Origin of the sequence: Novosphingobium sp. IK01, from assembly GCF_033242265.1 — a bacterium.
Taxonomy (GTDB): Bacteria; Pseudomonadota; Alphaproteobacteria; order Sphingomonadales; family Sphingomonadaceae; genus Novosphingobium; species Novosphingobium pituita.
The window spans coordinates 1,994,250-2,019,202 of record NZ_BTFW01000001.1 but is presented as its reverse complement, the minus strand read 5'-3'; the positions used below and the strand labels follow the sequence as shown (position 1 = coordinate 2,019,202).

The following is a 24,953-nucleotide window of genomic DNA, read 5'->3' as shown; positions in this document are numbered from 1 at the left end:
GGGAGGACATGATCGATGGCCAGCACGCCGCAGATACCGCCACAGGCACCATCACCACCACCGCCACCACCTCCCCATGATGCCGCGCGCGCCAACCGCAAGGTCGGCCTGATCGCCGCCGGGGCTGCGCTCGCCATGATGGGGCTCGGCTATGCGGCGGTGCCGCTTTACCGGATGTTCTGTCAGGCCACGGGCTTTGCCGGGACCACCCAGCGCGCCAGCGCCGCGCAGGCGGCTACCGTCAGGGCCACGGGCGCGCCGATTACCGTGCGCTTCGATGCCAATGTCGCGCCGGGCCTGCCCTGGACGTTCCGCCCCCAACAGGTCACGCAGGACGGGCGAATCGGCGAGCGAAAAATCGCTTTCTTCACCGCACGCAACAATGCGGATAGGCCGATTACGGGCCGGGCCGTGTTCAACGTCACGCCCGAGCAGACCGGCGCCTATTTTCACAAGATCCAGTGCTTCTGCTTTAACGAACAAAAGCTTGAGCCGGGGCAGGAAGTGCGCATGCCGGTGATCTACTATGTCGATCCGGCCATTCTCGACGATCCCAATGCCCGCCAGACCCCCGAAATCACCTTGAGCTACACCTTCCTCGAAGCCGCGAATTGACTTTACCGGGCCTGATGCGACCGGTAGAAAAGAATTTCAGTACATAACCGGCAGCCCGCGCCCGTGCGCGCGGGGGCAAGACCGGACAGACTGGGGGAAGAACGCGATCATGGCTGGCGCGAAGAACCACGACTATCACATCCTCCCGCCCGATATCTGGCCGTTCATGGGGGCCATGTCGGCCCTGGTGATGACCAGTGGCGGCGTGCTGTTCATGCATGCCATGGCAGGCGGCCTCCAGATCATGCTGCTCGGGCTGCTGGGTGTTGTCCTCACGATGTTTTCGTGGTGGGGCAAGGTTCTGGCCGAGGCGCGCGCGGGCGATCATACCCCGGTGGTCCAGTTGCACCAGCGCTATGGCATGATCCTGTTCATCGCCTCGGAGGTGATGTTCTTCGTCGGCTGGTTCTGGGCCTTCTTCGATTTCTCGCTGTTCCCCAGCACGGTCAACACCGATGTCATCGGCGGGGTCTGGCCGCCCAAGGCGATCACGCATGTCATCAATGCCTTCGACCTGCCGCTGCTCAACACGCTGATCCTGCTCTGTTCGGGCACGACCCTGACCTGGGCGCACCGTGCCCTGATCGAGGGCGACCGGCGCAGCCTCAAGCAGGGGCTGGGCATCACCATCCTGCTGGGCCTGCTGTTCACCTCGATCCAGGTCTACGAATATGCCCACGCGCCGTTTGCCTTTGGCAAGAACACGTATGGTTCGGCCTTTTTCATGGCGACCGGGTTCCACGGCTTCCATGTGATCATCGGCACGATCTTCCTGTTCGTGTGCTGGGTTCGCGCCGAACGGGGCGAATTCACCCCGCGCCAGCATTTCGGGCTCGAAGCGGCGGCGTGGTACTGGCACTTTGTCGACGTGGTCTGGCTGTTCCTGTTCGTGGCGATCTATGTCTGGGGCAACTGGGGGGCCGTGGTCGAATAGGCACCTTCGGATCATCTTTTCTGAACCGGCAATCCCTGGTTCACGCGAAAACGGCGCCTTCCCACGAAAGGCGCCGTTTTTGGTTTTGGGGCCCCTGAAGGCCGCTCAGGCAAAGACGGCGCGGGGGACACACCCCCGCGCCAGCGCCTTACCTGACCGCAGCCAGCGTGGCCGAGAGGTCGGCGGCGCGCTGGTCCTTGAGGACGGCGCAGTCGTTGACCCGCTCGATCGCGCGTTCGAGTTCGAGCGCGCCCGAGTTGTTGGCGAAGTGCGGACGCCAGGCGGCGATCGCCTTGGCCTTGTCGGTCGAGCAGAAGCCGCTGACCACTTGCGGCAGGCTGCGGGTCAGGAAGATGCCCGCGCCGCTCGCCAGCAGGCTGTCGATATGGGCATTGGCCCAGCCAAAGCCATAGTCGCGCGTGGCGGGGCTGGCGATGGTGAGGGCCACGCCCATCAGCTTTTCGTTCACGCGCAGGCGCTTGTCCGAAAAGTCCTCCAGCAGCCACTTGGCCACGGCAGGATCGTTGCTGCGGCCGATGGCGCGCAGGGCCGCCGGGCGCAGCAGCGGATCTTCGGAAGACAGCGCGGTTTCCATCAGGCGCCTGGCGCCGTCCACCCCATGGACCTTGAGCCAGGCCTTGAACGCGCTGTTGTAGAACGAGGGATCGAGCGCGGCGGCATCGCCGGTCAGGAAGCCGTCGGCAGCCTTGGTCAGCGTGGCATTGGTGGCGGCGTCTTCGGCCACATTGGCCAGTTCGGCGACGAGCGCCACGCGGCGCTGCTGCGTGTCGGGATCGTCGGCCAGATGGGCGCCCTTGCGCGGATCGAAGCCCAGCTTGGCGAGCTGGGGCTTGCGGATCTCGCTGGCCAGACGGGTGAGCCCGGCATGGGCCGCCGGGGTCAGCAGGCCGCGATCATCGAGGCTGGAGAGCAGCGTGGTGGCCTCGTCGCTGGCATAGCTGTCGGGATTGGCCCCCAGCGTACGGGCGGCGGCGACAAGCTGGGCAGGGCTGGCGCGACCGGCCTGGAAGCTGGCCGAAAGGCTGTCGGACAGGGCCAGCGCCTCGCCACCGGGCAGGCTCGCGCCTTGCGCGATCAGCGCGTCCCACTGCGCGGCGGGAAGCTCGAAGCGGTAATAGCCGGTGCCCCCGGCATTGGGCATCAGCGCGCCCTTGCCATCGATGGAGACCGTGGCGGTCTTGTCGACCAGCAGTTCGCAGGCGCGCGCATCGCCCTGACGCAGGCACAGCGGCACGCCCCAGGTCTGGTCGGGCGCCTGCGTGCCCAGACGCACGTAGCGGCTCTGCGTGGCAGTCCACTTGCCCTTGCCGGCGGGCGCGAACGTGACGAGCGGCACGCCCTGCTGGTCGGTGAAGCTCTGCATCGCGGGCAGGATGCGCGGATCGCCCGCCGCATCGGCCATCGCGCCGAAGAAGTCGGCCGTGCTGGCATTGCCATAGCGGTGCCTGGCCATGTAGCCGCGCACGCCGTCGCGGAACTTGGTATCGCCCATGAACGCGGCGATCATCGCCACGACATGGCCGCCCTTGCCATACGTGATCGTGTCGAAGGCGGCGTCGATCTGGGCGTTGCGGGCGATCGGCTGGTGGATCGGACGGCCCGCGAGCAGGGCGTCGGTGCCCATTGCCGAAAAGCCTTCGGCCAGCGCGCCAGCGCCGATGTTGAGATCGGGGCGCCATTCGTTGCCGATGCGGAAGCCCATCCAGTTGGCAAAGCTCTCGTTGAGCCAGATGTCGTCCCACCAGGCCGGGCTGACCATGTCGCCGAACCACTGGTGCGCCAGTTCGTGGGCCACGACCATGCCAAAGCCGCGCTTCTGCGCGGTCGAGGCGTGATCATCGAGGGCGAGCAGCGAATCCTCGTAGAGGTCGGCGCCCGCGTTCTCCATCGCGCCCGGCATGATCGGCGCGGTGATCTGGTCGAGCTTGGGGAACGGGAACGCCTGCCCGAAATAATTTTCGAGGTGGGTGACGATGCCCTTGGTGCCTTCGAGCGCGAACGTCAGCTTGTCGGCATTGGGGCGGGTGGAGATCACGCGCAGCGGCAAGGGGCGCGCACGCTGGGCATCGGCGGGAATGGCGCCATCAACGCTCACGAACGGCCCGGCCATGACCGCCACGAGGTAGCTGGGCAGCGGCAGGGTCGGGGCGAAGTGGTGGACCGTTTTGGTGCCGGTCGTCGTGGTGGAAACCTCGGGCGCGTTGCTGACCGCGCGCTGGCCCGCCGGGGTGGTGATGGTGACGGTATAGGGCGTCTTGAAGCCGGGCTGGTCGAAGGCAGGGAACGCGGCGCGCGCGTCGATCGATTCGAACTGGCTCCAGCTGTACCACTGGTTGTCGACATGGACGTGGAACAGGCCGGTGGGGCCGCCGTTGAACGCCGCGTCATAGTCGAACACGAGCGTCACCGCGCCTGCGGGCAGGGGCTGCGCAAAGGTCAGCAGGGCAACGCCGGTCTCGTCGGCCTGACGGAAGGTGCCGGGGATCGTGCGGGTGCCCACTTTGGCGGCCACGGTCTTCACCGCCAGATCGCGCCCGTGCATCCACACATAGCGGCCCGGCTGGTTGACGGTCACGTCGATTTCGGTGTGGCCCGAAAAGCGGTCCTGCGCCGGGTCGAGGTTGAAGTCGAGGCGATAGGCCTTGGGCACGACCTGATTGCCCAGCTTGCCCTCGGGCATGGCGCCTGCATCGGCGGGAAGGGCAGCCGCCGCCGGGGTGGCGGGCTTTTCAGCCGCAAGGGTCGGGGTGGCGGCAAAAGTGCCAGCCAGCATCGTGGCGGCAAGAAGCAGGGCGCGCATGGGGGTCCTTTCATGCGAAAAAGCAATTGGCGCCTGCTTGCCGTTCGCTCGTTGCAGCAGCAACCTGTTTCGACGAACGGCGCCGGGTTTTCTGCCAACAGCATGGCAGGGGAAGGGCAGCCTGTGGCCGGGCATCTGCCTGTGGCCGGCGAACAGGGCTGCCCCAGCCCCCGGTTCAGCGCAGCAGGCCGCCCAGCAGCCCGCGCGCGAAACGGCCCAGCGCCTCGCCGCCAAGGCTCGTGGCGATCGAGCCGATCATCGCGGTGGCCCCGCTCGCCACGGGTTGGGCCCGCGATTTCTTGCCCGCCAGTTCGGCGGCGATCACCGCGCCTGCTGAGCTGGCAACCGCGCCCATCGCCGCCCGCCCGGCCTTGCGGCCCACGTCTTCCCACAGCGAGGGCGACTGGCGCGGCTGGGCGCGCTGGGCTGCTTCGCCCTGTTCGGCGACCGTGCGCGCGGCGGCGGCGGCGTCAGCAGCCTTCTGGGCCAGCACTTCGGCGGCGCTTTCGCGGTTGACGGCCACGTCGTACTTGCCGCCAAACGGGCTGGCGGACTGGATCGCGGCGCGTTCGGGCGCACTGACCGGCCCGAGGCGCGAGCGCGGCGGGGCGATCAGCGTGCGCTCGACAATGCCGGGCGCGCCTTGCGCGTCGAGCGTGGAAACCAGCGCCTCGCCCACCTTGAGTTCGATGATCGCCTTGCCCACGTCGAGATCGGGGTTGATGCGGAAGGTTTCGGCGGCGGCGCGGATGGCTTTCTGGTCGCGCGGGGTGAACGCGCGCAGCGCATGTTGCACGCGGTTGCCCAGCTGCCCGGCGACCTTTTCGGGAATGTCGATGGGGTTTTGCGTCACGAAATAGACGCCCACGCCCTTGGAACGGATCAGGCGGACGACCTGTTCGACTTTGTCCATCAGCGCGTCGGGCGCGTCGTCGAACAGCAGGTGGGCCTCGTCGAAGAAGAACACCAGACGCGGCTTGTCCGGGTCGCCCACTTCGGGGAGCGCCTCGAACAGTTCGGAGAGCAGCCAGAGCAGGAACGTGGCGTAGAGCTTGGGGCTCTGCATCAGCTTGTCGGCGGCCAGCACGTTGACGAGGCCCTGCCCGTTTTCGTCGACATGGAGGAAATCGTTGATCTCGAAGGCGGGCTCGCCAAAGAAACGGTCCGCCCCCTGGCTTTCGAGGCCGAGCAACTGGCGCTGGATCGCCCCGACGCTGGCCTTGGTGACATTGCCGTATTTGAGGGCGAGGGCGCCCGCATCCTGCGCGCAGGCGGCCAGCACGGCCTGAAGGTCGGGCAGGTCGATCAGCAGCAGGCCATTGTTGTCGGCATAGCGGAAGGCGATCGTCAGCACGCCTTCCTGCGTGTCGTTGAGGCCCATCAGCCGCGAAAGCAGCAGCGGCCCCATTTCCGAGATCGTCGTGCGGATCGGGTGACCCTGCTCGCCATAGAGATCCCAGAACACCGCCGGGCAGGCGGCATAGGCATAGTCGGCGATGCCCAGATCCTTCGCCCGCTGTTCGAGCGTGGCGGCGTGCTTGAAGGTCGGGCTGCCGGGCATGGCGATGCCCGAAAGATCGCCCTTCACATCGGCCAGGAACACCGGCACCCCGGCGCGGCTGAACTGTTCGGCGATGCCCTGGAGCGTCACCGTCTTGCCGGTGCCGGTCGCCCCCGCGATCAGGCCATGGCGGTTGGCGCGATTGAGCAGGAGGGTTTCGCGGGTGCCCTTCGTGGTCAGGCCCAAAAATATCTCGTCCATGCGCGCGCCTTATGGTTGGGGTTGATAGCCTGTTTAGGATGATGGGCGCGGGGCCGCGAGGGGTTTTTGCCGCCAAGCCGGGTTTCGCCCGCGCGTTCCTGCCGCTATGCCGCGCGGCCATGACCCGCGCGCCTTTCCTCCTGCTCGACGATGCCCGCCCCGATGCCCGTTCCGATGGCCGCTCTGGGGCACGGCTCTATCAAGACCCGCTGGAGATCGTCGTCGCGCGCAGGCCCGATGAGGTCGAGGCGGCGCTGGCGCGGATCGGCGTGACGCCGGGCTGGTGGGCCGGGGCCATCGCCTACGAGGCGGGGCTGTGCCTCGAAGAGCGGCTGGGCCCCCGTGCGGGCGCGCGCAGCGGGGCGGCCGGGCCGCTGGTGTGGTTCGCGCGCTTTGGCACGATGACGCGGATGGACAGCGCCGGGGTCACCGCGTGGCTGGCGCGTGAAACGCAAGGGGAAGGGCGCCCGGTAGAAAGCCGTCTGGGGCCTTTGGAGCCGCAGCATTCGCCCGGCGGCTATGGCCGCGCGTTCGACCGCGTGCAGGAGGCGATCCGCGCCGGCGACATCTATCAGGCCAACCTGACCTTCCAGCTCGCCGGATCGTGGAGCGGCGATCCGCTGGCGATCTATGCGTCTTTGCGCGCGGCGGCGCAGGCGGGGCATGGCGCGGTGCTGTGGGACGGGTCGCACTGGCACCTGTCGGTCTCGCCCGAGCTGTTCTTCCAGCTTGATGGATCGACCGTGACCGTGCGCCCGATGAAGGGCACGGCCCCGCGCGGGCGCACGGCGGACGAGGACGCGGCGCTCAAGGCCGCGCTTGCCGCCAATGCCAAGGACCGCGCCGAGAACCTGATGATCGTCGATCTCATGCGCAACGATCTTTCGCGCGTGGCGGTGCCCGGCACGGTGCGGGTCGAGCAGCCGTTTGCCATCGAAACCTACCCGACCGTCCACCAGATGGTGACGACCGTGACCGCCCGGCTGGCCCCCGGCGAGGACGCGGGCAGCCTGCTGCGCGCGATCTTCCCGTGTGGCTCGATCACCGGCGCGCCCAAGATCCGCGCGATGGAACTGATCGACATGGCCGAGCGCGACGCGCGCGGGCTCTATTGCGGGGGCATCGGCCATGTCGATGTGCCTGCGGGTGAAGGGGAAAGCTGCCGCGATGATGCGCCCGCCACTGGCGGCGCGGCGTTCAATGTGGCAATCCGCACGGTGCGCCTCGTGCCCGATCATCCCGGCGCTGCCGGTGGGCGGGCGACAATGGGTGTCGGCTCGGCGGTGGTCGCGGATTCGACGCGGCTGGGCGAATGGCGCGAATGCGTGGTGAAGGGGGATTTCTTGCGGGTGAATGCAGGCCATGCCGACCTGATCGAGACGATGGCGTTCGATCCCGCCACGGGCATTGCCCTGCTCGAAGGCCATCTCGAACGCATCGGGCGCAGCGCGCACGAACTGGGTTTTGCGTTCGACCGGCACGGCGTGCGCAATGCGATCCATGCCTTGTGCTTCGATCTGGTAGCGCCTTCCAAAGTGCGGCTCGTACTCGCGCGCAGCGGTGCCCATGCCCTCGAGGCCACCCCCTTGCCCGCGCCCTTTGCCGGGCCGGTGGCCTGCGCGGTCCTGCCGCTGCCGGTGGCTTCGGGCGACTGGCGGCTGCGCCACAAGACCAGCGATCGCGGGTTCTACGAGGCCGCGCTCAAGGTGGCGCGCGGGGCCGGGGCGGGCGAGGCCCTGTTGCTGCGCGACGATGGCTGGCTGACCGAGGGCAGCTTCACCTCGATCTTCGTCGAGCGCGAGGGCGTTCTGGTCACCCCGCCTGCCGCGCGCGGTCTGCTGCCGGGCGTGCTGCGCGCCGACCTGATTGCGCAAGGCCGCGCCGTCGAGGGCGACCTTTCGCTCGATGATCTTTCGGGCGGTTTTTTCATCGGCAATGCCTTGCGCGGGCTGATCCCGGCGCGACTTCTGGGCCAGGATTGATTCTTTATGTTCGAGCAGACCACCAGCGCCGCGCTGGGCCGCATTTCGCCCTCGCGCACCAGCGCGATGACCGACCGCGCCATCGAATTGCGCGCGCAAGGGCGCGACATCATCTCGCTTTCGGTGGGCGAGCCCGATTTCCCCACGCCGCCCCATGTGATCGAGGCCGCAAAGGCCGCGCTCGATGGTGGGCAGACGCGCTATACCGCCGTGGCGGGCACGGCAGCCCTGCGCGAGGCTGCCGCGCTCCATTTCCGGCGTGATCTGGGCATCACGGTGCCGCCTTCGCAAGTGATCGTGACGGCGGGCGGCAAGCAGGCGATCTTCGAGGCGCTGCTCGCCACGCTCGATCCGGGCGACGAAGTGCTGATTCCCTCGCCCTGGTGGGTCAGCTATCCCGAGATCGTCCGCTTTGCGGGGGCCAGCGTCGTCGACCTGCCCACGCAAGGCTCGGGCGGCTTTCGCATCACGCCCGCCCAGCTCGAAGCGGCGATCACGCCCGCCACCCGCTGGCTCCTGCTCAACAGCCCCGGCAACCCGACCGGCGCGACGTACCCGGCCGAGGAATTGCGCGCGCTGGGCGCGGTTCTGCGCCGTTTCCCGCGCGTGCTGGTGCTGTCCGACGACATCTATGCCCCGCTGCGCTACAACGAGGGCGCCCATGCCACGCTCAGCGTCGCCTGCCCCGATCTGGCCGACCGCGTGCTGACCGTCTCGGGCGTGTCGAAGAGCCATGCGATGACCGGTTTCCGCATCGGCGTTTCGGCGGGGCCGGAATGGCTGGTCAAGGCCATGGGCAAGTTGCAGTCGCACAATTCGGGCAACCCCTGCTCGATCGCCCAGGCCGCCGCCACCGCCGCGCTGGCCGGGCCGCAGGAATTCCTGGCCGACTGGCGCGAGCGCTTCCGCGTCCGGCGCGATCGGGTCGTCGCCGCGATCAACGCCATTCCGGGGCTCTCGACCCCGGTGCCCGACGGGGCGTTCTATTGCATGGTCGATGCCGGGCCGCTGATGGCGCGCTTTGGCGATGACGAGGCGCTGGTCATGCACTTGCTCGAACACGGGGTGGCGGTGGTGGCCGCTTCGGCCTTTGGCGGCGCGCAGGGTTTCCGCATTTCCTTTGCGGCGGATGATCTGGTGCTGGACGAGGCGCTCAGGCGGATCGCGGCGGCGCTCTGAGGCGCGTTCCCCTCCACCACCCGCTGCGCGGGCGGTCCCCCTCCCCATTGCATGGGGAGGAACGGTTGAGATCCTTCCCGCTTGCGGGGAGGTGGCAGGCCGCAGGCCTGACGGAGGGGCGCGCCCCCCTTGTCACCCCCTCTTGCCGCCGCGCCGAAACGCGCGCAAGGGAGCGACATGATCGAAATTCCCATTCTCTTCGAAGACGGCGAGGCGCTCGTCATCGACAAGCCTGCCGGTTTGCCGCTCGACAGGCCGCGCGCCGGGGGCATTGCCCTCGAAGACCGGCTCGACGAATTGCGTCTGGGCTTCCAGCGCCCACCCATGCCGGTCCACCGGCTCGACCGCGACACGTCGGGCTGCCTGCTGCTCGCGCGCAATCCCAAGGCGCTCAAGCGCTTTTCGGCGGCGTTCGAGGCGCGGCAGGTCGAAAAGGTCTACTGGGGCGTGGTCGCGGGCGAGGTCGAGGGCACGGCTGGCACCATCGCGCTCAATCTGTCCAAGATTTCGAGCGCGGCAGCGGGCTGGCGGATGATCGCGGCCAAGAAGGGCAAGCCTGCCGTCACGCACTGGCGCGTGCTGGCGCGCCTGCCGGGCCGCACGCTCGTCGAATTTCGCCTCGAAACCGGGCGCACGCATCAGGTCCGCATCCATGCGCTGGCGGGTCTGGGCGCGCCCCTGCTGGGCGATCCGGTCTATGGCGATGGTCAGGGCGCCGGGCGCACGCTGCTCCATGCCGCGCGGCTGGTCGTGCCCCGCGAGGGCAAGGAGCCGATCGTGGCCGAAGCCCCGATTCCGGCTGACATTGCCGGGCTGGGCTTCACCCTGTGAGCGATGATCCGCAAGTCCTCGTGGCGCGGGCCATGGGGCTTGTGGAAGAAAGCTTCATCGCTGCCGCCGGGCCGGGGGGACAGAATGTCAACAAGGTGGCGACGGCGGTGCAGTTGCGCGTCAATGCCTATGCCTTGCGGATGTCGCCCCCGGTGTTCCACCGGTTGAAGGAACTGGCGGGCAGCAAGTGGACGGCGGCGGGCGAGATCGTGCTGACCGCGCGCCGCTTCCGCACGCAGGAAGCCAACCGGCAGGACGCGCGCGAGCGTCTGGCCGACATGCTGCGCGATGCCTGCAATCTCCCCGAAAAGCGCGCGAAGTCGCGCCTCAACCGCGTGGGCAAGGTCCAGCGGTTGCAGGGCAAGAAGATCAGGGGCGCGGTCAAGGCCGGGCGCGGCAAAGTCCGGCTGGACTGAGGCGCTCGCGCGCGCGGCCCTCACCGTGTTCCGAGAATAATAGACCGGTCGTATGGATGGAGCCTGAGGTGCTGCCATGCCGTATCCTTGCATATACAGCCAATCGGGGCCGGGCTGGTTGCGGAGGTCCGTCTAGACGATCGGTCTAGATCATGGTAGGAAGGGGCATGTCGCAAGCTTCCGTCCTGACCGTTCCTGCCGACCGCGATACCCGTTCCACCATTCTGGCCACCGGGCGCAGGGTCATGGGCGCAAAGGGGTTTTCCGCTGTCGGGTTGAGCGAGATCCTGGGCGAGGCGGGCGTGCCCAAGGGCTCGTTCTATCACCACTTCGGCTCGAAGGACGCCTTTGGCGAGGCGATGCTCGGCGCCTATTTCGAGGACTATCTGCGCGAGATGGACCTCGTCGTGACCAAGCCGGGGCTGACCGGGGCGGAGCGGCTGATGCTCTATTTCGCCAACTGGCGCGAGACGCAGGGCGCGATGGACTGTCAGGGGCGCTGCCTGACGGTCAAGCTGGCTGCCGAAGTCTCCGACTTGTCGGAAACGATGCGCCGGGCGCTCAAGGCGGGGACCGATGGGGTCATCGCGCGGCTGGCCGCCATGATCGGGGCCGGGGTGGATGATGGCTCGATCCGCATCGCCAGCACTGCCCGCGATGTCGCGACGAGCCTCTATCACCAGTGGCTGGGGGCGAGCGTGATGGTCAAGATCTTGCGCGTGGAAGACCCGTTCGACTGTGCCGCGCGGACCACCCGCCAGATGATCGGCCAGATTGCGGCATGAGGGCGAGGGATACGGTTTGTGACGGAGGACGGGGCCGGTTTCCTGCCGAGACCGGTTTCATGTGAATCAAAGTTGAGACAGGCCAGAGCAGGCGGCGCCCATGCCGAGGCCGCATGGGCAGGACAAGCCGCACGAATGGATTAGGGCCAGTTCCGTCCATTCGCGCAACGGCGCCGACATGATGAGTCCCGCACCCGGCAACCGGGGCGCGGACTGTGAATCGACGATTTTGAAACGACAGGAAAACGGACAGTTCAGCCACGGGCACAGGTCTGCCCCAAGGCATGGACCAGTTCGCGACTAGGGATGAAATACACGATGGCCAAACGCATGAAGCGCGTCTTCGCGACGTTGGCGGGCGTTGCCCTGACCGGGGCGGCAGCCTTTGGAATCTATGCCTGGCATTCGGCCCTGCCGGAAGTCGCGCGGCCCGATCCGGCCAGTTTTGCGCCTGCGCTGGTCCAGCGCGGGGCGGTGCTGGCCGCCGCTGGCTATTGCGGCTCGTGCCACACGGCCAAGGGGGGCAAGCCCTTTGCCGGTGGCTATGCGATGGCCACGCCCTTCGGCACGATCTATTCGACCAATATCACGCCCGACGCGCGCACCGGGATCGGCACCTGGTCGCAGGCCGCCTTCACCCGCGCCATGCGCGAGGGCGTGGCCCGCGATGGCAGCCACCTGTTCCCGGTCTTCCCCTACGACCATTTCCACAAGCTGACCGACGAGGACATTTCGGCGCTCTATGCGTTCCTGATGGTCCAGCCTGCGGTCGAGGCGCCGGAGCACGAAAATTCGGTGCCCTTCCCGCTCAACATCCGCCTGTTGCAGGCCGGGTGGAAGCTTCTGTTCTTCCATCCCGAACCGTTCAGGGCCGATCCCTCCAAGAGCGCGGCGTGGAACCGGGGCGCCTATCTGGCGCAAGGGCTCAGCCATTGCGGCGCCTGCCACACCCCGCGCAACGCGCTGGGCGGCGAACAGCACGGCAAGGCCTTTGCGGGCGCGGCCATCGACGGCTGGATCGCCCCGCCGCTCGACGCCAGCAATCCCGCACCCGTCGCCTGGAGCAAGGACGAACTGGCTGCCTATCTGGGGACCGGGGTGAGCCGGTATCACGGCACGGCTGCCGGGCCGATGGCGCCGGTCGTCCACGGGCTGGCGCAATTGCCGCCCGCCGATGTCGAGGCGCTGGCCACCTATTTCGTCGATGTGGCGGGCACGGCTGGCAAGACCGTCGATCCGGCGCCCGCGCTGGCCAAGGCGCTGGCGGCAGGCAGGACCGGCACCGGGCTGACTTATGACCGCCCGGCGCGGCTCTATGCGGCGGCGTGCGCTTCGTGCCACTACAACGGCGTGGACACGAAGACGGGCGGCGCCCATCCGCTGCGGCCCGAACTGGCGCTCAACAATGCGCTGAACCTCGACGATCCGACCAACCTCATTCAGGTCATGGTGCACGGCATCGACGCGCGCGATGGCGCGCCCGGCGTGGTCATGCCCGCGTTCGGGCATTTCAGCGACGCCGATCTGGCCGCGATTGCCGGGTACTTGCGCGCCACGCGCACGAACAAGGCGCCGTGGACCGACCTCGATCAGAAAATTGCCGCCGTGCGGGCGCAGGCCGCCGCACAGGCGAAGGGGGAGTGAACCCATGACCAGCTTCACATTGAACGGCAAGGCCGTGACGGTCGACATCGACGACGATACCCCGCTCCTCTGGGCGATCCGCGAGGAAGCCGGGCTGACCGGCACCAAGTTCGGCTGCGGGATCGGCATGTGCGGGGCCTGTACGGTCCATGTCGGGGGCCGGGCGACGCGCTCGTGCATCACGCCGGTCTCGGCGGTCGAGGGCGCCGAGGTCACCACCATCGAGGGCCTCGACCCTGCCGCCCAGCACCCGGTGCAGAAGGCCTGGCGGGCGATTCAGGTGCCCCAGTGCGGCTATTGCCAGTCGGGCCAGATCATGCAGGCCGCGGCCATGCTCAAGGATTTCCCGGCCCCTTCGGACGCGGACATCGACGCGGTGATGACCGGCAACCTGTGCCGCTGCATGACCTATGTGCGCATCCGCGAGGCGGTGCGCGAGGCGGCGGCTGAAATGGGCGGCCATGGTCGCGCCGTTTCGGCCCCGCAGGCCGGAAAGGACGCAGCATGAGCGGCCCGCTGCAACGCCTCAAGGGTGCGCAAGGTTCGGCGCTGAGCCGCCGTGGCTTCATGGTCACCGCCGCCGGGGCGGGGATCGCCTTTGGCTTCACCCGTCTGGCACAGGCGGCGATGGACCCGGCCGAGCCGGGCGGGACGGTGGCGCCTGCCGCGCCGCCGCAAGTCGACCCCAGCCTGTGGTTTGCCATCGACGCGGCGGGCACGGTGACGGTCAACATCATCCGCGCCGAGATGGGCCAGCATGTCGGCACCGCGCTCGCGCGGATTCTGGCCGACGAGCTGGAAGCCGACTGGGACAAGGTGCGGATCGTCCATGTCGATACCGATCCCAAGTGGGGCCTGATGGTCACTGGCGGGAGCTGGTCGGTCTCGCAGACGTTCCCGGTCTTCAGCCAGGCGGGCGCGGCCGGGCGTATCGCGCTGATCGAGGCGGGCGCGCGGCTGCTGGGCGTGGCCCCATCGGCCTGCGTGGCGCGCAAGGGGCATGTCGTGTGCGGCGGGCGGTCTGTTTCCTATGGAGACATTGCCCGGCGCGGCGGCGTGCTGCGCCGGTTCAGCGAGGCTGAGATGGCGAAAATGCCGATCAAGCCGGTCTCGCAGCGGCGCCTGATCGGCGCCCCGGTCAAGGCGCTCGATATTGCCGCCAAGACCGATGGCACCGCGCGCTATGGCATCGATGCCCAACTCCCCGGCATGGTCCATGCGCGGCCCCTGCTGCCGCCGACGCGCAATGGCGCCAAGGTCGTCTCGATCGACGACAGCGCGGCGCGCGGGGTCAAGGGCTACCTCCAGTGCCTCGAAATCAACGACCCGACGAAGACCGTCACCGGCTGGGTGCTGGTGATCGCGCAGAGCTATCACGCCGCGCTCAAGGCCAGCCGTCTGGTCAAGGTGCAGTGGACGGGCGGCGACAAGGCCACGGTTTCGGAAAAGGACATTCAGGACCACGCCTTCGCGCTGATCGGCAAGGGCGATACGGGCGTCGATCTCGATGTCGGGCCCGATGCGGTCGGCCCGGCCTTCGCGGCGGCGGCCAGCACCCTGCAACGCGATTACACGACCGCGACCGTGCTCCACTTCCAGCTCGAACCGCTCAATGCGCTGGCGCACGAGCATGACGGGGTGATGGAAGTCCACACCGGCAACCAGTGGCAATCGCTGATCCTGCCCACCCTCGCCAAGGCGCTCGACCTGCCCGAGGACAAGGTGATCCTGCGCAGCTACATGCTGGGGGGCGGCTTCGGGCGGCGTCTGAACGGCGACTATATCGTGCCTGCCGTGCTGGCCGCGCGCGCGCTCAAGCGCCCGGTCAAGCTGGTGCTGACGCGCGAGGACGACGCCCGCTTCGACTCGGTGCGTTCGCCCTCGGCCCAGCGCGTGGCCATGGCCTTCGACAAGGACCACGGCGTGACCGCGATGACCCACGATGCCTGCGCGGGCTGGCCCACGCAGGTTCTGGCCGGCACGCTGCTCTCGCCCGGCAAGAACGGCAAGTACGATCCCTTCGCCATCGCGGGCGCCGATCACTGGTACGACGTGGGCCAGCAGCGCGTGCGCGCGATTTCCAACGATCTGGCCAATGCCACGTTCTGCCCCGGCTGGCTGCGGTCGGTCGGGCCGGGCTGGGTCAACTGGGCGCTCGAAAGCTTCATGGACGAGGCTGCGCACCATGCCGGGGTCGATCCGGTGGCCTTCCGCCTGCGCCTGCTCAACGGCAAGGGCCGCAATGCAGGCAGCGCGCCCAAGGCCGTGGGCGGTGCGCTGCGTCAGGCGGCGGTCCTGCGCGAACTGGCCCACAAGGCCGGCTGGGGCAAGGCTTTGCCCAAGGACACCGGGCTGGGCCTTGCCACCAGCTTTGGTCAGGAACGCGACATGCCGACCTGGGTGGGCTGCGCCGCGCAAGTCCATGTCGACCGTGCGAGCGGGGTGGTCACCGTCCAGAAGCTGACCCTGGTGACGGACGCGGGCACCATCGTCGATCCCGACGGCGCGCTGGCGCAGACGCAGGGCGGCGCGCTCTGGGGCCTGAGCATGGCGCTCCACGAGGGGACCGAATTTGCCAATGCGCAAGTCCGGGATGTCAACCTCGATACCTACATGCCGCTGCGTCTGGCCGACGTGCCCGAGATGGACATCAGCTTCATCCCCAGCACGCAGGCCCCGGTGGGCCTTGGCGAACCGGCGGTGACGGTCGTGGCCCCGGCCATCGGCAATGCGATCTTCGCGGCGACCGGCGCGCGGCTGCGCCACCTGCCGATCACGCCCGAGGCCGTGCGCGCCGCGCTCAAGGGCTGAGACCCTGCACAAAAAAAGGGGGGAGGCGAGGCGGCTGGTGCCGCGCCGTCTCCCCCTTTTTTTGGGGATCAGGCCGCGATGCCCAGTTCCGTCAGCAGGAACGCGAATTCCTCGGCGGCTTCCTTCAGGCTTTCAAAACGGCCCGACTTGCCGCCGTGGCCCGCGCCCATGTTGGTCTTGAAGATCAGGGCGTTGCTGTCGGTCTTCAGCTCGCGCAGGCGGGCCACCCACTTGGCCGGTTCCCAATAGGTCACGCGCGGGTCGTTGAGCCCGGCGGTCACCATCAGCGGCGGATAGGCCTGCGCGGCAACCTGATCGTAGGGCGAGTACGAGCGGATCAGGTGGAATGCCGCCTCGTCCTCGATGGGGTTGCCCCATTCGGGCCATTCGCCCGGCGTGAGGGGCAGGCTCTCGTCGAGCATCGTGGCCAGCACGTCGACAAACGGCACATCGGCCACGACCGCGCCGAACAGCTCGGGCGCCTGGTTGATCACCGCGCCCATCAGTTCGCCGCCTGCCGAGCCGCCCGAGGCCGAGATTTTCCCCGCGACCGTAAAGCCGTGGTCGATCAGCCCGCGCGCGACATCGACGAAATCGTTGAAGGTATTGGTGCGGTTTTCCAGCTTGCCCGCCTTGTACCAGCCGCGCCCGAGGTCGTCGCCGCCGCGAATATGGGCGATGGCATAGGCCATGCCCCGGTCGAGCAGCGAGAGCCGCGTGGTCGAAAAGCCCGGCCCGATGGCAATGCCATAGGCGCCATAGCCATAGAGGTGCAGCGGCCCACCGGGCTCGCGGTCCTTGCGCCAGACCACCGAGACGGGAACCAGCGTGCCATCGCGCGCCGGAATGTCGAGCCGGGTGGTTTCATAGAGCGCGGCATCATAGCCCGAGGGGATTTCCTGAACCTTCAGCCGCGTCAGGCTGCGGCTGGCGACGTCGTAGTCGTAGACCGACGAGGGGCTGACCATCGATTCATAGCCAACGCGCAAAGTCTGGGTCGCCCATTCCGGGTTGTCGCCCAGGCTCGCCTCATAGCTCGCCTCGGGGAACGCGATGGGCTCGATCCGCGCTGGGTCGTCGTAATAGCGCACCTCGATCCGGTCGAGCCCGCGCACGCGGCCTTCCACGACGTAGAAATCGCGGAACAGTTCAAAGCCGGTCAGGTAGAAATCGTCGCTGCCGGTGATCAGCGTCGTCCACTGGTCGGGCTTGGCCAGCGGCGCGGTGGCGAGGCGGAAGTTCTCGTGGGTGTCGTTGGCGTGGATGAACAGCGTGCCCTCGCGCTCGTCGACATCGTATTCCACGCCCTTTTCCCGCGCGCGGACGAGCAGCGGTTCCCTGAGCGGATCATCGGTGGGGATCAGGCGCACTTCGCTGGTCTCGTGGTCGCCGGTCGAGACGATCAGCCACTTTTCGTTGGCCGACAGCGCCGCGCCCGCGCGAAAGCCCTCGTCGTCCTCGTGGAAGAGTTCGACATCGGCATCGAGCGGCTGGCCCAGCCAGTGCAGGCGCACATTGTCGGTCCGCCAGTTCTCGTTGGCGAGGCTGTAGACGAGGCCGGTATCGCCCTTCACCCAGATCAGCCCCGAATTGGTGCCGGGGATTTCGTCGGGCAGGATTTCGCCGGTGGCGATCACCTTGATCCGCGCGGTGAACCGCTCCGAGCCGTTGTCGTCGACCGACCAGGCCAGCAGGCGCCCGTCGTTGGAGACCGAAATCGCGCCGAGGCGGAAATAGTCGTGGCCCTGCGCCAGCGCCACTTCGTCGAGGATCAGTTCGTCGGCGCTGCCATCGGCGGGCGCATCGACCGGGCGGCGCCACCACTTCTTGTACTCGGCGCCTTCCTCGTATTCGATCCAGTAGACGAACGCGCCGTCCTTTTGCGGGACCGAGGTATCGGCTTCCTTGATGCGCCCGCGCATTTCGGCAAACAGCGTGTCGATCAGCGGTTTGCGGGGGGCCATCGCGGCCTCGAACCAGGCATTTTCGGCTTCGAGATGGGCGAGGATTTCCGCGTCCTTGACCTCGGGATAGCCGGGGTCGCGCAGCCAGGCATAGTCGTCGTGAATCGTGGTGCCGTGCACGGTGAAGCTGTGGGGCTTCTTGACGGCGAGGGGGGGATGGGCTGGCTGGCTCTTGGCGGCAGTGGTCATCATTGCCATCTATGGTGCCGCTGCCCGCCCCGCAAGACGCCCGCTGTTGACGCATGCACTGGCATCTGCGCGCGCAGGTGGTTACAACGCGAACCAATCCCGCCTACCCGGCCAATCCCGCCTACCCAGATCGAGGAATGCCTCCCATGCTCATGCTCACCCACGAAGCCCGTCTTGAGGCGCTGCGCGCCGAACTGGCGCGCCGGGGGCTCGACGGTTTCGTCATTCCCATCTCCGACGAGCACATGAGCGAATATGTCGGCGCCTATGCCCAGCGTCTGGGCTGGCTGACCGGCTTTGGCGGTTCGGCGGGCACGGCGGTCGTCCTTGCCGACAAGGCGGCGATCTTCGTCGACGGGCGCTACACGATCCAGGTGCGCGAGCAGGTCGACGGGCGGCTCTATGAATACCAGTCGGTGCCCCAGACCAGCCCCGGCGCGTGGCTGGCGGCCCATGTGCGCCCCGGCATGGTGATCGGCTATGACGCATGGCTTCATGCCAAGCCCTGGGCCGACGGCGCGGCTGCCGCGCTCAAGGCGCGCGGGGCCAGCCTCAAGGCGGTGGACAGCAACCCGCTCGACGCCGTGTGGGAAGACCAGCCTGCCCCTTCGCCCGCGCCCGCCGTTCCCCATGCGGACCAGTATGCCGGGCAAAGCGTGGCTGAAAAGCGCGCGCAAGTCGCACAATGGCTGGAAGCGCGCGGCGCGGATGCGGCGGTGGTCACCGCGCTCGACGGCGTGGCCTGGCTGCTCAACATGCGCGGGGCCGACGTGTCGCGCACGCCGGTCGCGCTCTCGTTCGTGATCGCCCATGCCGATGGCACGGCAGACTTGTTCATCGCGCCCGAAAAGGTGAACCCGGCGCTCGTCGCCCATCTGGGCAATGCGGTGCGCATCCATGATCGCGCGGCTTTCGTGCCCGCGCTCAAGGCCTTTGGCGGCAAGACCGTGGCGGTCGATCCCGAACGCGCGGTGGCTGCCGTGTTCCACGCGCTGGAGGAAGGCGGCGCGCGCGTTCTGGCGCTGACCGATCCCACCGTCCTGCCCAAGGCCTGCAAGAACCCGGTCGAACAGGCTGGCCACCGCGCCGCGCAGAGCCGTGATGGCGCGGCGGTTTCGCGCTTCCTCCACTGGCTCTCGGTCGCCGCGCCCAAGGGCGGCGAGACCGAACTTTCGGCTGCGGCCCGCCTTCTGGCCGAGCGGGAAAAGACCGGCCTGCTCAAGGATCTGTCGTTCGACACGATCTCGGGCGCGGGGCCCAACGCGGCGATCCCGCACTACCACGTCGATGAACAGTCGAACCGCGCGATCGAGCCCAACAGCGTCTATCTGGTCGATTCGGGCGGCCAGTACCTCGACGGGACAACCGACATCACCCGCACCGTCTGGGTCGGCCCCGATGCCGCCCCGGCCGAAGTGAAGGACCGCTTCACCCGCGTGCTCAAGGGCCATATCGCGCTCGATCAGGCGGTCTTCCCGGTCGGCACGGCGGGCAGCCAGCTCGACAGCTTCGCGCGCCAGTTCCTGTGGGCGGCGGGCCTCGACTATGCCCATGGCACCGGGCACGGCGTCGGCAGCTTTCTGGCCGTCCACGAAGGCCCCCAGCGCATCGCCAAGGCGGCGGGCGGACAGGCGGGCACCACGCAAGGCCTGCTGCCCGGCATGATCCTGTCGAACGAGCCGGGCTACTACAAGGCCGGCGCATACGGCATCCGCATCGAGAACCTCGTGCTGGTGGAAGAGCGCGCGATTGCCGGGGCCGAAGGCCCGTTCTGCGGCTTCGAGACGCTCACCTTCGTCCCCATCGACCGCGCGCTGGTCGATCTGGACCTGCTGACCCCGGCTGAACGGGCATGGTGGAACGCTTATCATGCGCGCACGCTGGCCCTGCTGGCCCCGCAACTCGAAGGCGCCGATCTGGCCTGGCTGGAGGCCGCCTGCGCGCCGCTCTGATGGTATCGGGGCTTTGGGCTTGCCGGGGATTTCGTTCGTGTTATGTTCCTTCTGACTGGCGATTCGCCGGTCAGGAGAGGCATTATGATCGGCTATGTAACCCTGGGAACCAACGATCTGGCGCGCGGCGCGGCATTCTATGATGCGCTCGCCGCCGAAATGGGCACGGGACGCATGATGGAATGGCCCAAGGCCATCGCATGGGGCACGCCGGGTGGCGGCGCGGGCATCGGTCTGACCCTGCCGTTCGATGGCCAGCCCGCCACGGTGGGCAACGGGGTCATGGTTGCGCTCGAGGCAAAGGACGCCGCGCAAGTCGACCGGCTTCATGCCATCGCGCTGGCCCATGGCGGCACCTGCGAGGGCGCGCCCGGTCCGCGCGGGGACGACGGCTTCTATGCCGCCTATTTCCGTGATCCCGATGGCAACAAGCTGAATGCTTTTGTGATGGGCTGATCGCGCGGCGGGATGACAGGCGAGGGTTGGCCATCGCTGTGCAAGGCGTGTGCGCCAACGCGACAATTGACGACAAAAAATTCGTAATTCAGGCATACTCCCGCGACATCCCGCCCCCATATGGAAAGACATGGAAGCTGCGGTGTTCGCCACGCAAGTCCTTGTGCCGGAAGGGGCCCCACCTTGTCCCCCACAAAACCCTTCCGGCAGGCGGGCTCGCAGTTTCCAACCTTTTTCGATCACCGTGTCGCAGGCCGTCCTGCCTGGGCCTCACTGGTCCGGCGCGGCCTTCTGTTGGGAGTCTGTTGCGATGAAGAAGTTCGCTTTGGGCCTTGCTGTTGCCGGTCTGGCGCTGGGCAGTGCCGGTGCGCTCTATGCCGCCGCGCCCGCGCCGTCCGAAGGCGCGCACCCCAAGTGGGATGGCACGTTGACCTGGGCGCAGGCCCAGGCCCATGCCGATGCGATCTGGGCCAAGCTCGATGTCAACAAGGACGGCAAGCTCGACCAGGCCGACCGCGAGGCGGCAGAACTCAAGCGCTTCGATGCCATGGACGCCAACCATGATGGCATGATCAGCCGCGCCGAATTTCTGGCCCATGCCCAGGCCCGCCATGACGCGATGAAAAAGCACATGGCCGACATGCCCCCCATGGGCGGCATGAAGGACGGCATGAAGGATGATGCTGGCGGCGCCCGCCCGCGCGGCATGATGGGCCATCATGGCATGGGCGGCATGGCGGCCCTCCACATGCTGGGCCTGAAGCCTGACAAGGATGGCGTGATCACCCGCGCGGCCTATGATGCGGCGGTCAAGGCCCGCTTCGACAAGGCCGACACCAACCACGACGGCACGCTCACCCGCGACGAGATGCGCGCGGCCATGCCCCGTCCGCCGTTTGGCGGGAAGGGCCCCGGTGGCTGGGGTCAGGGGGGCCGTGGTCCCGGCGGCTGGGGCGGCCATGGCGGCGCCGGCAAGATGGATGGCCCGGTGGCCGACATGCCGCCTGCCGATGATGACGGAAACTGAGGAACGTCGATTGACGGGGATTGGCAGCATGAGTGAACCGGCAGGAACCCGTATCCTTCTGGTGGACGATGAAGCGGCCCTGCGCGAAGCCCTGGCGGACTATCTCGTCCGCCAGGGCTTCGCCGTCATGCAGGCGGGCAATGCCATCGAGGCCCGTGCGCTGCTCGGGCAGGGCAGCTTCGATCTCGTCCTGCTCGACATCATGATGCCCGGCGAGGATGGCCTTTCGCTGTGCCGCCACATGGCCGAGACACGCGCGCTGCCGGTGATCTTCATCACCGCGCGCGGCGAGGCGACCGACCGCATCGTCGGCCTTGAGATCGGCGGCGACGATTACGTGGTCAAGCCGTTCGACCCGCGCGAACTGGTCGCGCGCATTCGCTCGGTTCTGCGGCGCAGCGTGCGCCAGCCGGTCGAGGTGGCCGAGGCGCAGGTCTACCAGTTCGAAGGCTGGACGCTCGATCCGCTCAAACGCCGCCTGACCGACCGCGAAGGCGCGGTCGTGGCGATTTCCTCGGCGGAATTCCGCCTGCTGATGGCCTTCCTCGACCATCCGCGGCAGGTGCTCGACCGCGACCGCCTGCTCGACATGGTGCAGGGCCGCGAGGCGCACCTGTTCGACCGCGCGGTCGACAACCAGATCAGCCGCCTGCGCCGCAAGATCGAGGCCGACAGCCGCAACCCGCAACTGATCCAGACCGTCTGGGGCGGGGGCTACATGCTCGCCGCCGAAGTGCGCAAGACGCTCGGCCCGGCGTGATGGGCGGGACACTTGCGCCCGATGGCCGCGTGCGGGCCCGCTGGTGGTGCCCTTCCTGGTGTCCGGCATGGTGCGCCCGTGTGCTTTCGGGCGGGCCGCGCAGCCTTCAGGGGCAGATGCTGCTGGCCATCGCGCTCGCGCTGCTGGTCGCGCAGGGGCTTTCGGCGGCGCTGATCTGGCGCGAGCAGAACGCCCGCCGCGTGCAACTGACCGTCAACGAGGCGGCCTTCCGCCTGATCGAGCAGCACGGCACCGATGGCCGGGGCGATGGGCGCAACCGTCAGCGCCGCCCGCCGCCCGATGACGCCTGGCGCCTGCCGCGCGGGCTGCGCGTGCAGGTCGACAGCCGCTCGCCCGAACAGCCGGGCGACCGCCGCCGCAGTGCAGAGACCGGGGCGCTCGAGGAAGTGCTCGACGCACAAGGCGTCCCCCATCGCGCGGTGCTGGTGGTCGAGCGTATCCCGCGCGCCGATCCGGTGGTCTGGCCCTGGCTTTTGCATGTGCGGGCGCGGCTCGAAAGCTATGGCGACCATCCGCCCGAGGGGCGCCTGATCATCGCCTCGATCCAGCGCCCCGACGGCACCTGGCTGACCGCGCGCATCCTTACCCCCGGCAAGGAAGGGCCGCTGCTCCTTTCGTTGCTGATGCAGACGATCCTGCTCTATTTCGTGCTGGTGGGCGCGGTGGCGCTGATCCTGCGGCGGATCGCGCGGCCCTTGCGCGCGCTGACGGGCCGGGTCGAGGAATTCGCCCGCGAACGCAGCGCCGAAGGCCAGCTCGAACCCGAAGGCCCCGACGACATCCGCCGCCTGATCGTGGCGCACAACGCGATGGAAGCACGCATCGTGGGCCTGCTCGACGAGAAGAACGTGATGCTTGGTGCCATCGGCCACGATCTCAAGACCCCGCTGGCCGCGCTGCGCGTGCGGATCGAGGCGGTCGAGGACGATGCCGAGCGCGCACGCATGGCTGCCACGATCGAGGACATCAACCGCTCGCTCGACGATATTCTCTCGCTTGCCCGCGTGGGCCGTCCGTCCGATCCGCTCGAAGTGACCGAGCTTTCGGCGCTGGTGGCCGACGTGATGGGCGAATACGAGGACATGGGCGAGGACGTGACGCTGGGCGAGACGGTGCGGATCGTCCTGCCGCTGCGTGCCACATGGCTGCGCCGGGCGATGCGCAACCTTGTCTCCAACGCCTTGCGCTATGGCCGGCGCGCGCGAGTCTCGCTGGCGCGTGAGGAGGATGGCGAAGGGGGCGCCTGTGCCGTGCTGCGCATCGAGGACGATGGCCCCGGCATTCCCGAGGACGAGATCGTGCGGATGATGGAGCCGTTCATCCGCCTCGAAGCCTCGCGCAACAGTGCCACCGGGGGCACGGGCCTTGGCCTGACCCTGGCCCGCGCCATCGCCGACCAGCACGGCGGCTCGCTCGATCTGGCCAATCGCCGGGAAAACGGGCGCATCGCCGGCCTTGTCGCCACGCTGCGGCTGCCGATCCACCCTGCCGTCTGACATGTCCGGGCCTTGCTGACGGTCTCTTGTGGCAGATGCCTCAGAGCCCGACCCAAAAGTCGGGCGGCGGAGGTTTGGCGAGGGATTTTGGGTCACCACAAGGAGGCTGAGAGCCCAGCGATGCTGGAAGCATCGTGGCGAACAGCCGACGCCGTGGTGGCGCAAAAGACCCGCCAAACCGACCCGCAGGACTTTTGGGTCGGGCTCTCACACGCTGGACGGTGCGGCGGTGGCGGGGTATCTTCGGGCCATGAGAGAATTGGGGGGGCAGAGAGAATTGGGGGACCGGGCCGGGGGACGCGTGCGCACGATCTGGCAGATCGCGATCCGGGGCGCTTGTCCCGCCTGTGGCAGGCCCGGCATGGTCTGGCAGCGCGGACTGCTCGACCGAGTGCAGATGGCACCGGCCTGTGCGGGGTGTGGCCAGCCGTTCGCCGCGGACGAGGCGGGCGGGCGCGGGCTCTATCCGGTGGTCCTGCCGCTTGTCGTGCTGATGGTTCTGGCCGCGCTCAAGATCGATGATCTCTGGCGCCCGTCGCTCTGGGTCTATCCGCTGGTGGCAGCACCGGTCGCGCTGGTGCTGGTGGGCGGGGCGGTCCGTCTGGCAAAATCGGCGCATCTGGCCGCGCATGTGGGCAGGGGGGCCGGGCAGTGAGGCGCCAGCCGTTCTTGCCCGTGCCTTTCGTGCCCACGCTGGTCGTGGGGCTGGCGGTGGCGCTGATGATCGGGCTGGGCCTGTGGCAATTGCGGCGGCTCGATCACAAGCAGATGCTGCTCGCGCGCTATGCCGCCGCGCTCACCGATCCGACCCCGGTGGCTTTCCCGCCAGAGGGGGCGGGGGAGGCCGTGCTCTATCGGCGCGCGCGTTTCGTGTGCCGGGTGATCCCCGGTTTGTGGGATTCGGTTGCGGGCCGCAACGCGCGTGGCGAGGGCGGTTATGTCCATATCGCGCATTGTCAGGTACCGGGAGAGCGTCCGGCGCTGGTCCAGATCGGCTGGACGCGCGACCCCCATCCCCCCCAGTGGGACGGTGGGCCGGTCAGCGGAACCATCGCCCCGTTCCACCATCTCACCCGGCTGGTTGTCGATCCGCCGCAGGCCGGGCTGGAGCCCAGCGCCCGCCCCGATCCTTCGGAGATACCCAACAACCATCTGGCCTATGCGGTGCAATGGTTCCTTTTTGCGGGGATCGCGGTGGTGATCTATGCCCTCGCGCTGTGGCGCAGGGGGCGCCATGATGTCGCAAAGGGAGACGCCGCAGAGGTTGTCACGCCAGCGCCGGGGCGCTAGTCGCGCGCTCGACAAGCG

The 24,953-nt window shown here is 68.2% G+C and carries 20 protein-coding genes; 17 read left to right on the top strand and 3 right to left on the bottom strand.

All coding sequences use genetic code 11. The features are described from left to right. The first annotated feature begins 15 nt into the window (after nucleotides 1-15). Both SBI20_RS09305 and SBI20_RS09300 read left to right on the top strand, forming a co-directional pair. Nucleotides 16-615: a cytochrome c oxidase assembly protein gene (locus SBI20_RS09305; protein WP_317974772.1), complete on the top strand. Its 600-nt coding sequence runs from the start codon at nucleotides 16-18 to the stop codon at nucleotides 613-615. A 109-nt stretch (nucleotides 616-724) separates the two neighbouring features. Continuing rightward, on the top strand, nucleotides 725-1,549 hold the full coding sequence (locus SBI20_RS09300; protein ID WP_317974771.1) for a cytochrome c oxidase subunit 3: 825 nt from the start codon (nucleotides 725-727) through the stop codon (nucleotides 1,547-1,549). Nucleotides 1,550-1,697: 148 nt separating this feature from the next. Here SBI20_RS09300 and SBI20_RS09295 read toward each other — a convergent pair whose 3' ends face one another. Next, nucleotides 1,698-4,370, bottom strand: a complete 2,673-nt coding sequence (locus SBI20_RS09295; protein WP_317974770.1) for a M1 family metallopeptidase — start codon at nucleotides 4,368-4,370, stop codon at nucleotides 1,698-1,700. A 175-nt stretch (nucleotides 4,371-4,545) separates the two neighbouring features. Then, entirely contained in the window at nucleotides 4,546-6,132 is a 1,587-nt protein-coding gene (locus tag SBI20_RS09290; RefSeq protein WP_317974769.1) for a helicase HerA-like domain-containing protein, read from the bottom strand. A 119-nt stretch (nucleotides 6,133-6,251) separates the two neighbouring features. Between SBI20_RS09290 and pabB the strand changes: the two genes are divergently transcribed. From pabB to SBI20_RS09250, 8 genes are all read left to right on the top strand, one after another. Next, nucleotides 6,252-8,114, top strand: coding sequence for an aminodeoxychorismate synthase component I (gene pabB, locus SBI20_RS09285; RefSeq protein ID WP_317976093.1), 1,863 nt, complete (start codon nucleotides 6,252-6,254; stop codon nucleotides 8,112-8,114). A 6-nt stretch (nucleotides 8,115-8,120) separates the two neighbouring features. Continuing rightward, nucleotides 8,121-9,293: a pyridoxal phosphate-dependent aminotransferase gene (locus tag SBI20_RS09280; RefSeq protein ID WP_317974768.1), complete on the top strand. Its 1,173-nt coding sequence runs from the start codon at nucleotides 8,121-8,123 to the stop codon at nucleotides 9,291-9,293. Between the two features lie 177 nt (nucleotides 9,294-9,470). Continuing rightward, nucleotides 9,471-10,124 (top strand): RluA family pseudouridine synthase, encoded by a 654-nt coding sequence (locus SBI20_RS09275; protein ID WP_317974767.1) that lies wholly within the window; start codon nucleotides 9,471-9,473, stop codon nucleotides 10,122-10,124. Between the two features lie 32 nt (nucleotides 10,125-10,156). After that, nucleotides 10,157-10,540, top strand: coding sequence for an alternative ribosome rescue aminoacyl-tRNA hydrolase ArfB (arfB, locus tag SBI20_RS09270; protein WP_317976092.1), 384 nt, complete (start codon nucleotides 10,157-10,159; stop codon nucleotides 10,538-10,540). A 167-nt stretch (nucleotides 10,541-10,707) separates the two neighbouring features. Next, nucleotides 10,708-11,325 (top strand): TetR/AcrR family transcriptional regulator, encoded by a 618-nt coding sequence (locus tag SBI20_RS09265; RefSeq protein WP_317974766.1) that lies wholly within the window; start codon nucleotides 10,708-10,710, stop codon nucleotides 11,323-11,325. A gap of 330 nt (nucleotides 11,326-11,655) precedes the next feature. Continuing rightward, nucleotides 11,656-12,969 (top strand): cytochrome c, encoded by a 1,314-nt coding sequence (locus tag SBI20_RS09260; protein WP_317974765.1) that lies wholly within the window; start codon nucleotides 11,656-11,658, stop codon nucleotides 12,967-12,969. A 4-nt stretch (nucleotides 12,970-12,973) separates the two neighbouring features. Continuing rightward, a complete protein-coding gene (locus SBI20_RS09255; protein ID WP_317974764.1) occupies nucleotides 12,974-13,477 on the top strand; it encodes a (2Fe-2S)-binding protein in 504 nt (167 codons plus the stop codon). Beyond that, complete coding sequence (locus SBI20_RS09250; RefSeq protein ID WP_317974763.1) at nucleotides 13,474-15,780, top strand: xanthine dehydrogenase family protein molybdopterin-binding subunit; 2,307 nt, start codon at nucleotides 13,474-13,476, stop codon at nucleotides 15,778-15,780. The genes SBI20_RS09255 and SBI20_RS09250 overlap by 4 nt, the downstream gene beginning before the upstream one ends. A gap of 68 nt (nucleotides 15,781-15,848) precedes the next feature. On the opposite strand, the gene SBI20_RS09245 is transcribed toward SBI20_RS09250, so the two are convergent. Then, complete coding sequence (locus tag SBI20_RS09245) at nucleotides 15,849-17,942, bottom strand: S9 family peptidase (RefSeq protein WP_411911511.1); 2,094 nt, start codon at nucleotides 17,940-17,942, stop codon at nucleotides 15,849-15,851. A 143-nt stretch (nucleotides 17,943-18,085) separates the two neighbouring features. Here SBI20_RS09245 and SBI20_RS09240 point away from each other — a divergent pair, with 143 nt between their 5' ends. The 7 genes from SBI20_RS09240 to SBI20_RS09210 all read left to right on the top strand — a co-directional run bounded on the left by SBI20_RS09240 (nucleotide 18,086) and on the right by SBI20_RS09210 (nucleotide 24,935). Continuing rightward, complete coding sequence (locus tag SBI20_RS09240; RefSeq protein ID WP_317976091.1) at nucleotides 18,086-19,885, top strand: aminopeptidase P family protein; 1,800 nt, start codon at nucleotides 18,086-18,088, stop codon at nucleotides 19,883-19,885. An 84-nt stretch (nucleotides 19,886-19,969) separates the two neighbouring features. Then, complete coding sequence (locus SBI20_RS09235; protein ID WP_317974761.1) at nucleotides 19,970-20,341, top strand: VOC family protein; 372 nt, start codon at nucleotides 19,970-19,972, stop codon at nucleotides 20,339-20,341. Nucleotides 20,342-20,651: 310 nt separating this feature from the next. Continuing rightward, complete coding sequence (locus SBI20_RS09230) at nucleotides 20,652-21,368, top strand: EF-hand domain-containing protein (protein ID WP_317974760.1); 717 nt, start codon at nucleotides 20,652-20,654, stop codon at nucleotides 21,366-21,368. Nucleotides 21,369-21,396: 28 nt separating this feature from the next. Next, a complete protein-coding gene (locus SBI20_RS09225) occupies nucleotides 21,397-22,128 on the top strand; it encodes a response regulator (RefSeq protein WP_317974759.1) in 732 nt (243 codons plus the stop codon). After that, nucleotides 22,128-23,645: an ATP-binding protein gene (locus tag SBI20_RS09220; protein ID WP_317974758.1), complete on the top strand. Its 1,518-nt coding sequence runs from the start codon at nucleotides 22,128-22,130 to the stop codon at nucleotides 23,643-23,645. The genes SBI20_RS09225 and SBI20_RS09220 overlap by 1 nt, the downstream gene beginning before the upstream one ends. 301 nt (nucleotides 23,646-23,946) lie before the next feature. Continuing rightward, nucleotides 23,947-24,300: a DUF983 domain-containing protein gene (locus tag SBI20_RS09215; protein ID WP_317974757.1), complete on the top strand. Its 354-nt coding sequence runs from the start codon at nucleotides 23,947-23,949 to the stop codon at nucleotides 24,298-24,300. A 20-nt stretch (nucleotides 24,301-24,320) separates the two neighbouring features. Further along, nucleotides 24,321-24,935, top strand: coding sequence for an SURF1 family protein (locus tag SBI20_RS09210; protein WP_317976090.1), 615 nt, complete (start codon nucleotides 24,321-24,323; stop codon nucleotides 24,933-24,935). The last annotated feature ends 18 nt before the right edge of the window (nucleotides 24,936-24,953 follow it).

Bases quoted from the DNA above. Each gene is read 5' to 3' on its own strand.
- SBI20_RS09305 (WP_317974772.1), top strand. From the start codon at position 16: ATGGCCAGCACGCCGCAGATACCGCCACAGGCACCATCACCACCACCG.
- SBI20_RS09300 (WP_317974771.1), top strand. From the start codon at position 725: ATGGCTGGCGCGAAGAACCACGACTATCACATCCTCCCGCCCGATATC.
- SBI20_RS09295 (WP_317974770.1), bottom strand. From the start codon at position 4,370: ATGCGCGCCCTGCTTCTTGCCGCCACGATGCTGGCTGGCACTTTTGCC.
- SBI20_RS09290 (WP_317974769.1), bottom strand. From the start codon at position 6,132: ATGGACGAGATATTTTTGGGCCTGACCACGAAGGGCACCCGCGAAACC.
- pabB (WP_317976093.1), top strand. From the start codon at position 6,252: ATGACCCGCGCGCCTTTCCTCCTGCTCGACGATGCCCGCCCCGATGCC.
- SBI20_RS09280 (WP_317974768.1), top strand. From the start codon at position 8,121: ATGTTCGAGCAGACCACCAGCGCCGCGCTGGGCCGCATTTCGCCCTCG.
- SBI20_RS09275 (WP_317974767.1), top strand. From the start codon at position 9,471: ATGATCGAAATTCCCATTCTCTTCGAAGACGGCGAGGCGCTCGTCATC.
- arfB (WP_317976092.1), top strand. From the start codon at position 10,157: ATGGGGCTTGTGGAAGAAAGCTTCATCGCTGCCGCCGGGCCGGGGGGA.
- SBI20_RS09265 (WP_317974766.1), top strand. From the start codon at position 10,708: ATGTCGCAAGCTTCCGTCCTGACCGTTCCTGCCGACCGCGATACCCGT.
- SBI20_RS09260 (WP_317974765.1), top strand. From the start codon at position 11,656: ATGAAGCGCGTCTTCGCGACGTTGGCGGGCGTTGCCCTGACCGGGGCG.
- SBI20_RS09255 (WP_317974764.1), top strand. From the start codon at position 12,974: ATGACCAGCTTCACATTGAACGGCAAGGCCGTGACGGTCGACATCGAC.
- SBI20_RS09250 (WP_317974763.1), top strand. From the start codon at position 13,474: ATGAGCGGCCCGCTGCAACGCCTCAAGGGTGCGCAAGGTTCGGCGCTG.
- SBI20_RS09245 (WP_411911511.1), bottom strand. From the start codon at position 17,942: ATGGCAATGATGACCACTGCCGCCAAGAGCCAGCCAGCCCATCCCCCC.
- SBI20_RS09240 (WP_317976091.1), top strand. From the start codon at position 18,086: ATGCTCACCCACGAAGCCCGTCTTGAGGCGCTGCGCGCCGAACTGGCG.
- SBI20_RS09235 (WP_317974761.1), top strand. From the start codon at position 19,970: ATGATCGGCTATGTAACCCTGGGAACCAACGATCTGGCGCGCGGCGCG.
- SBI20_RS09230 (WP_317974760.1), top strand. From the start codon at position 20,652: ATGAAGAAGTTCGCTTTGGGCCTTGCTGTTGCCGGTCTGGCGCTGGGC.
- SBI20_RS09225 (WP_317974759.1), top strand. From the start codon at position 21,397: ATGAGTGAACCGGCAGGAACCCGTATCCTTCTGGTGGACGATGAAGCG.
- SBI20_RS09220 (WP_317974758.1), top strand. From the start codon at position 22,128: ATGGGCGGGACACTTGCGCCCGATGGCCGCGTGCGGGCCCGCTGGTGG.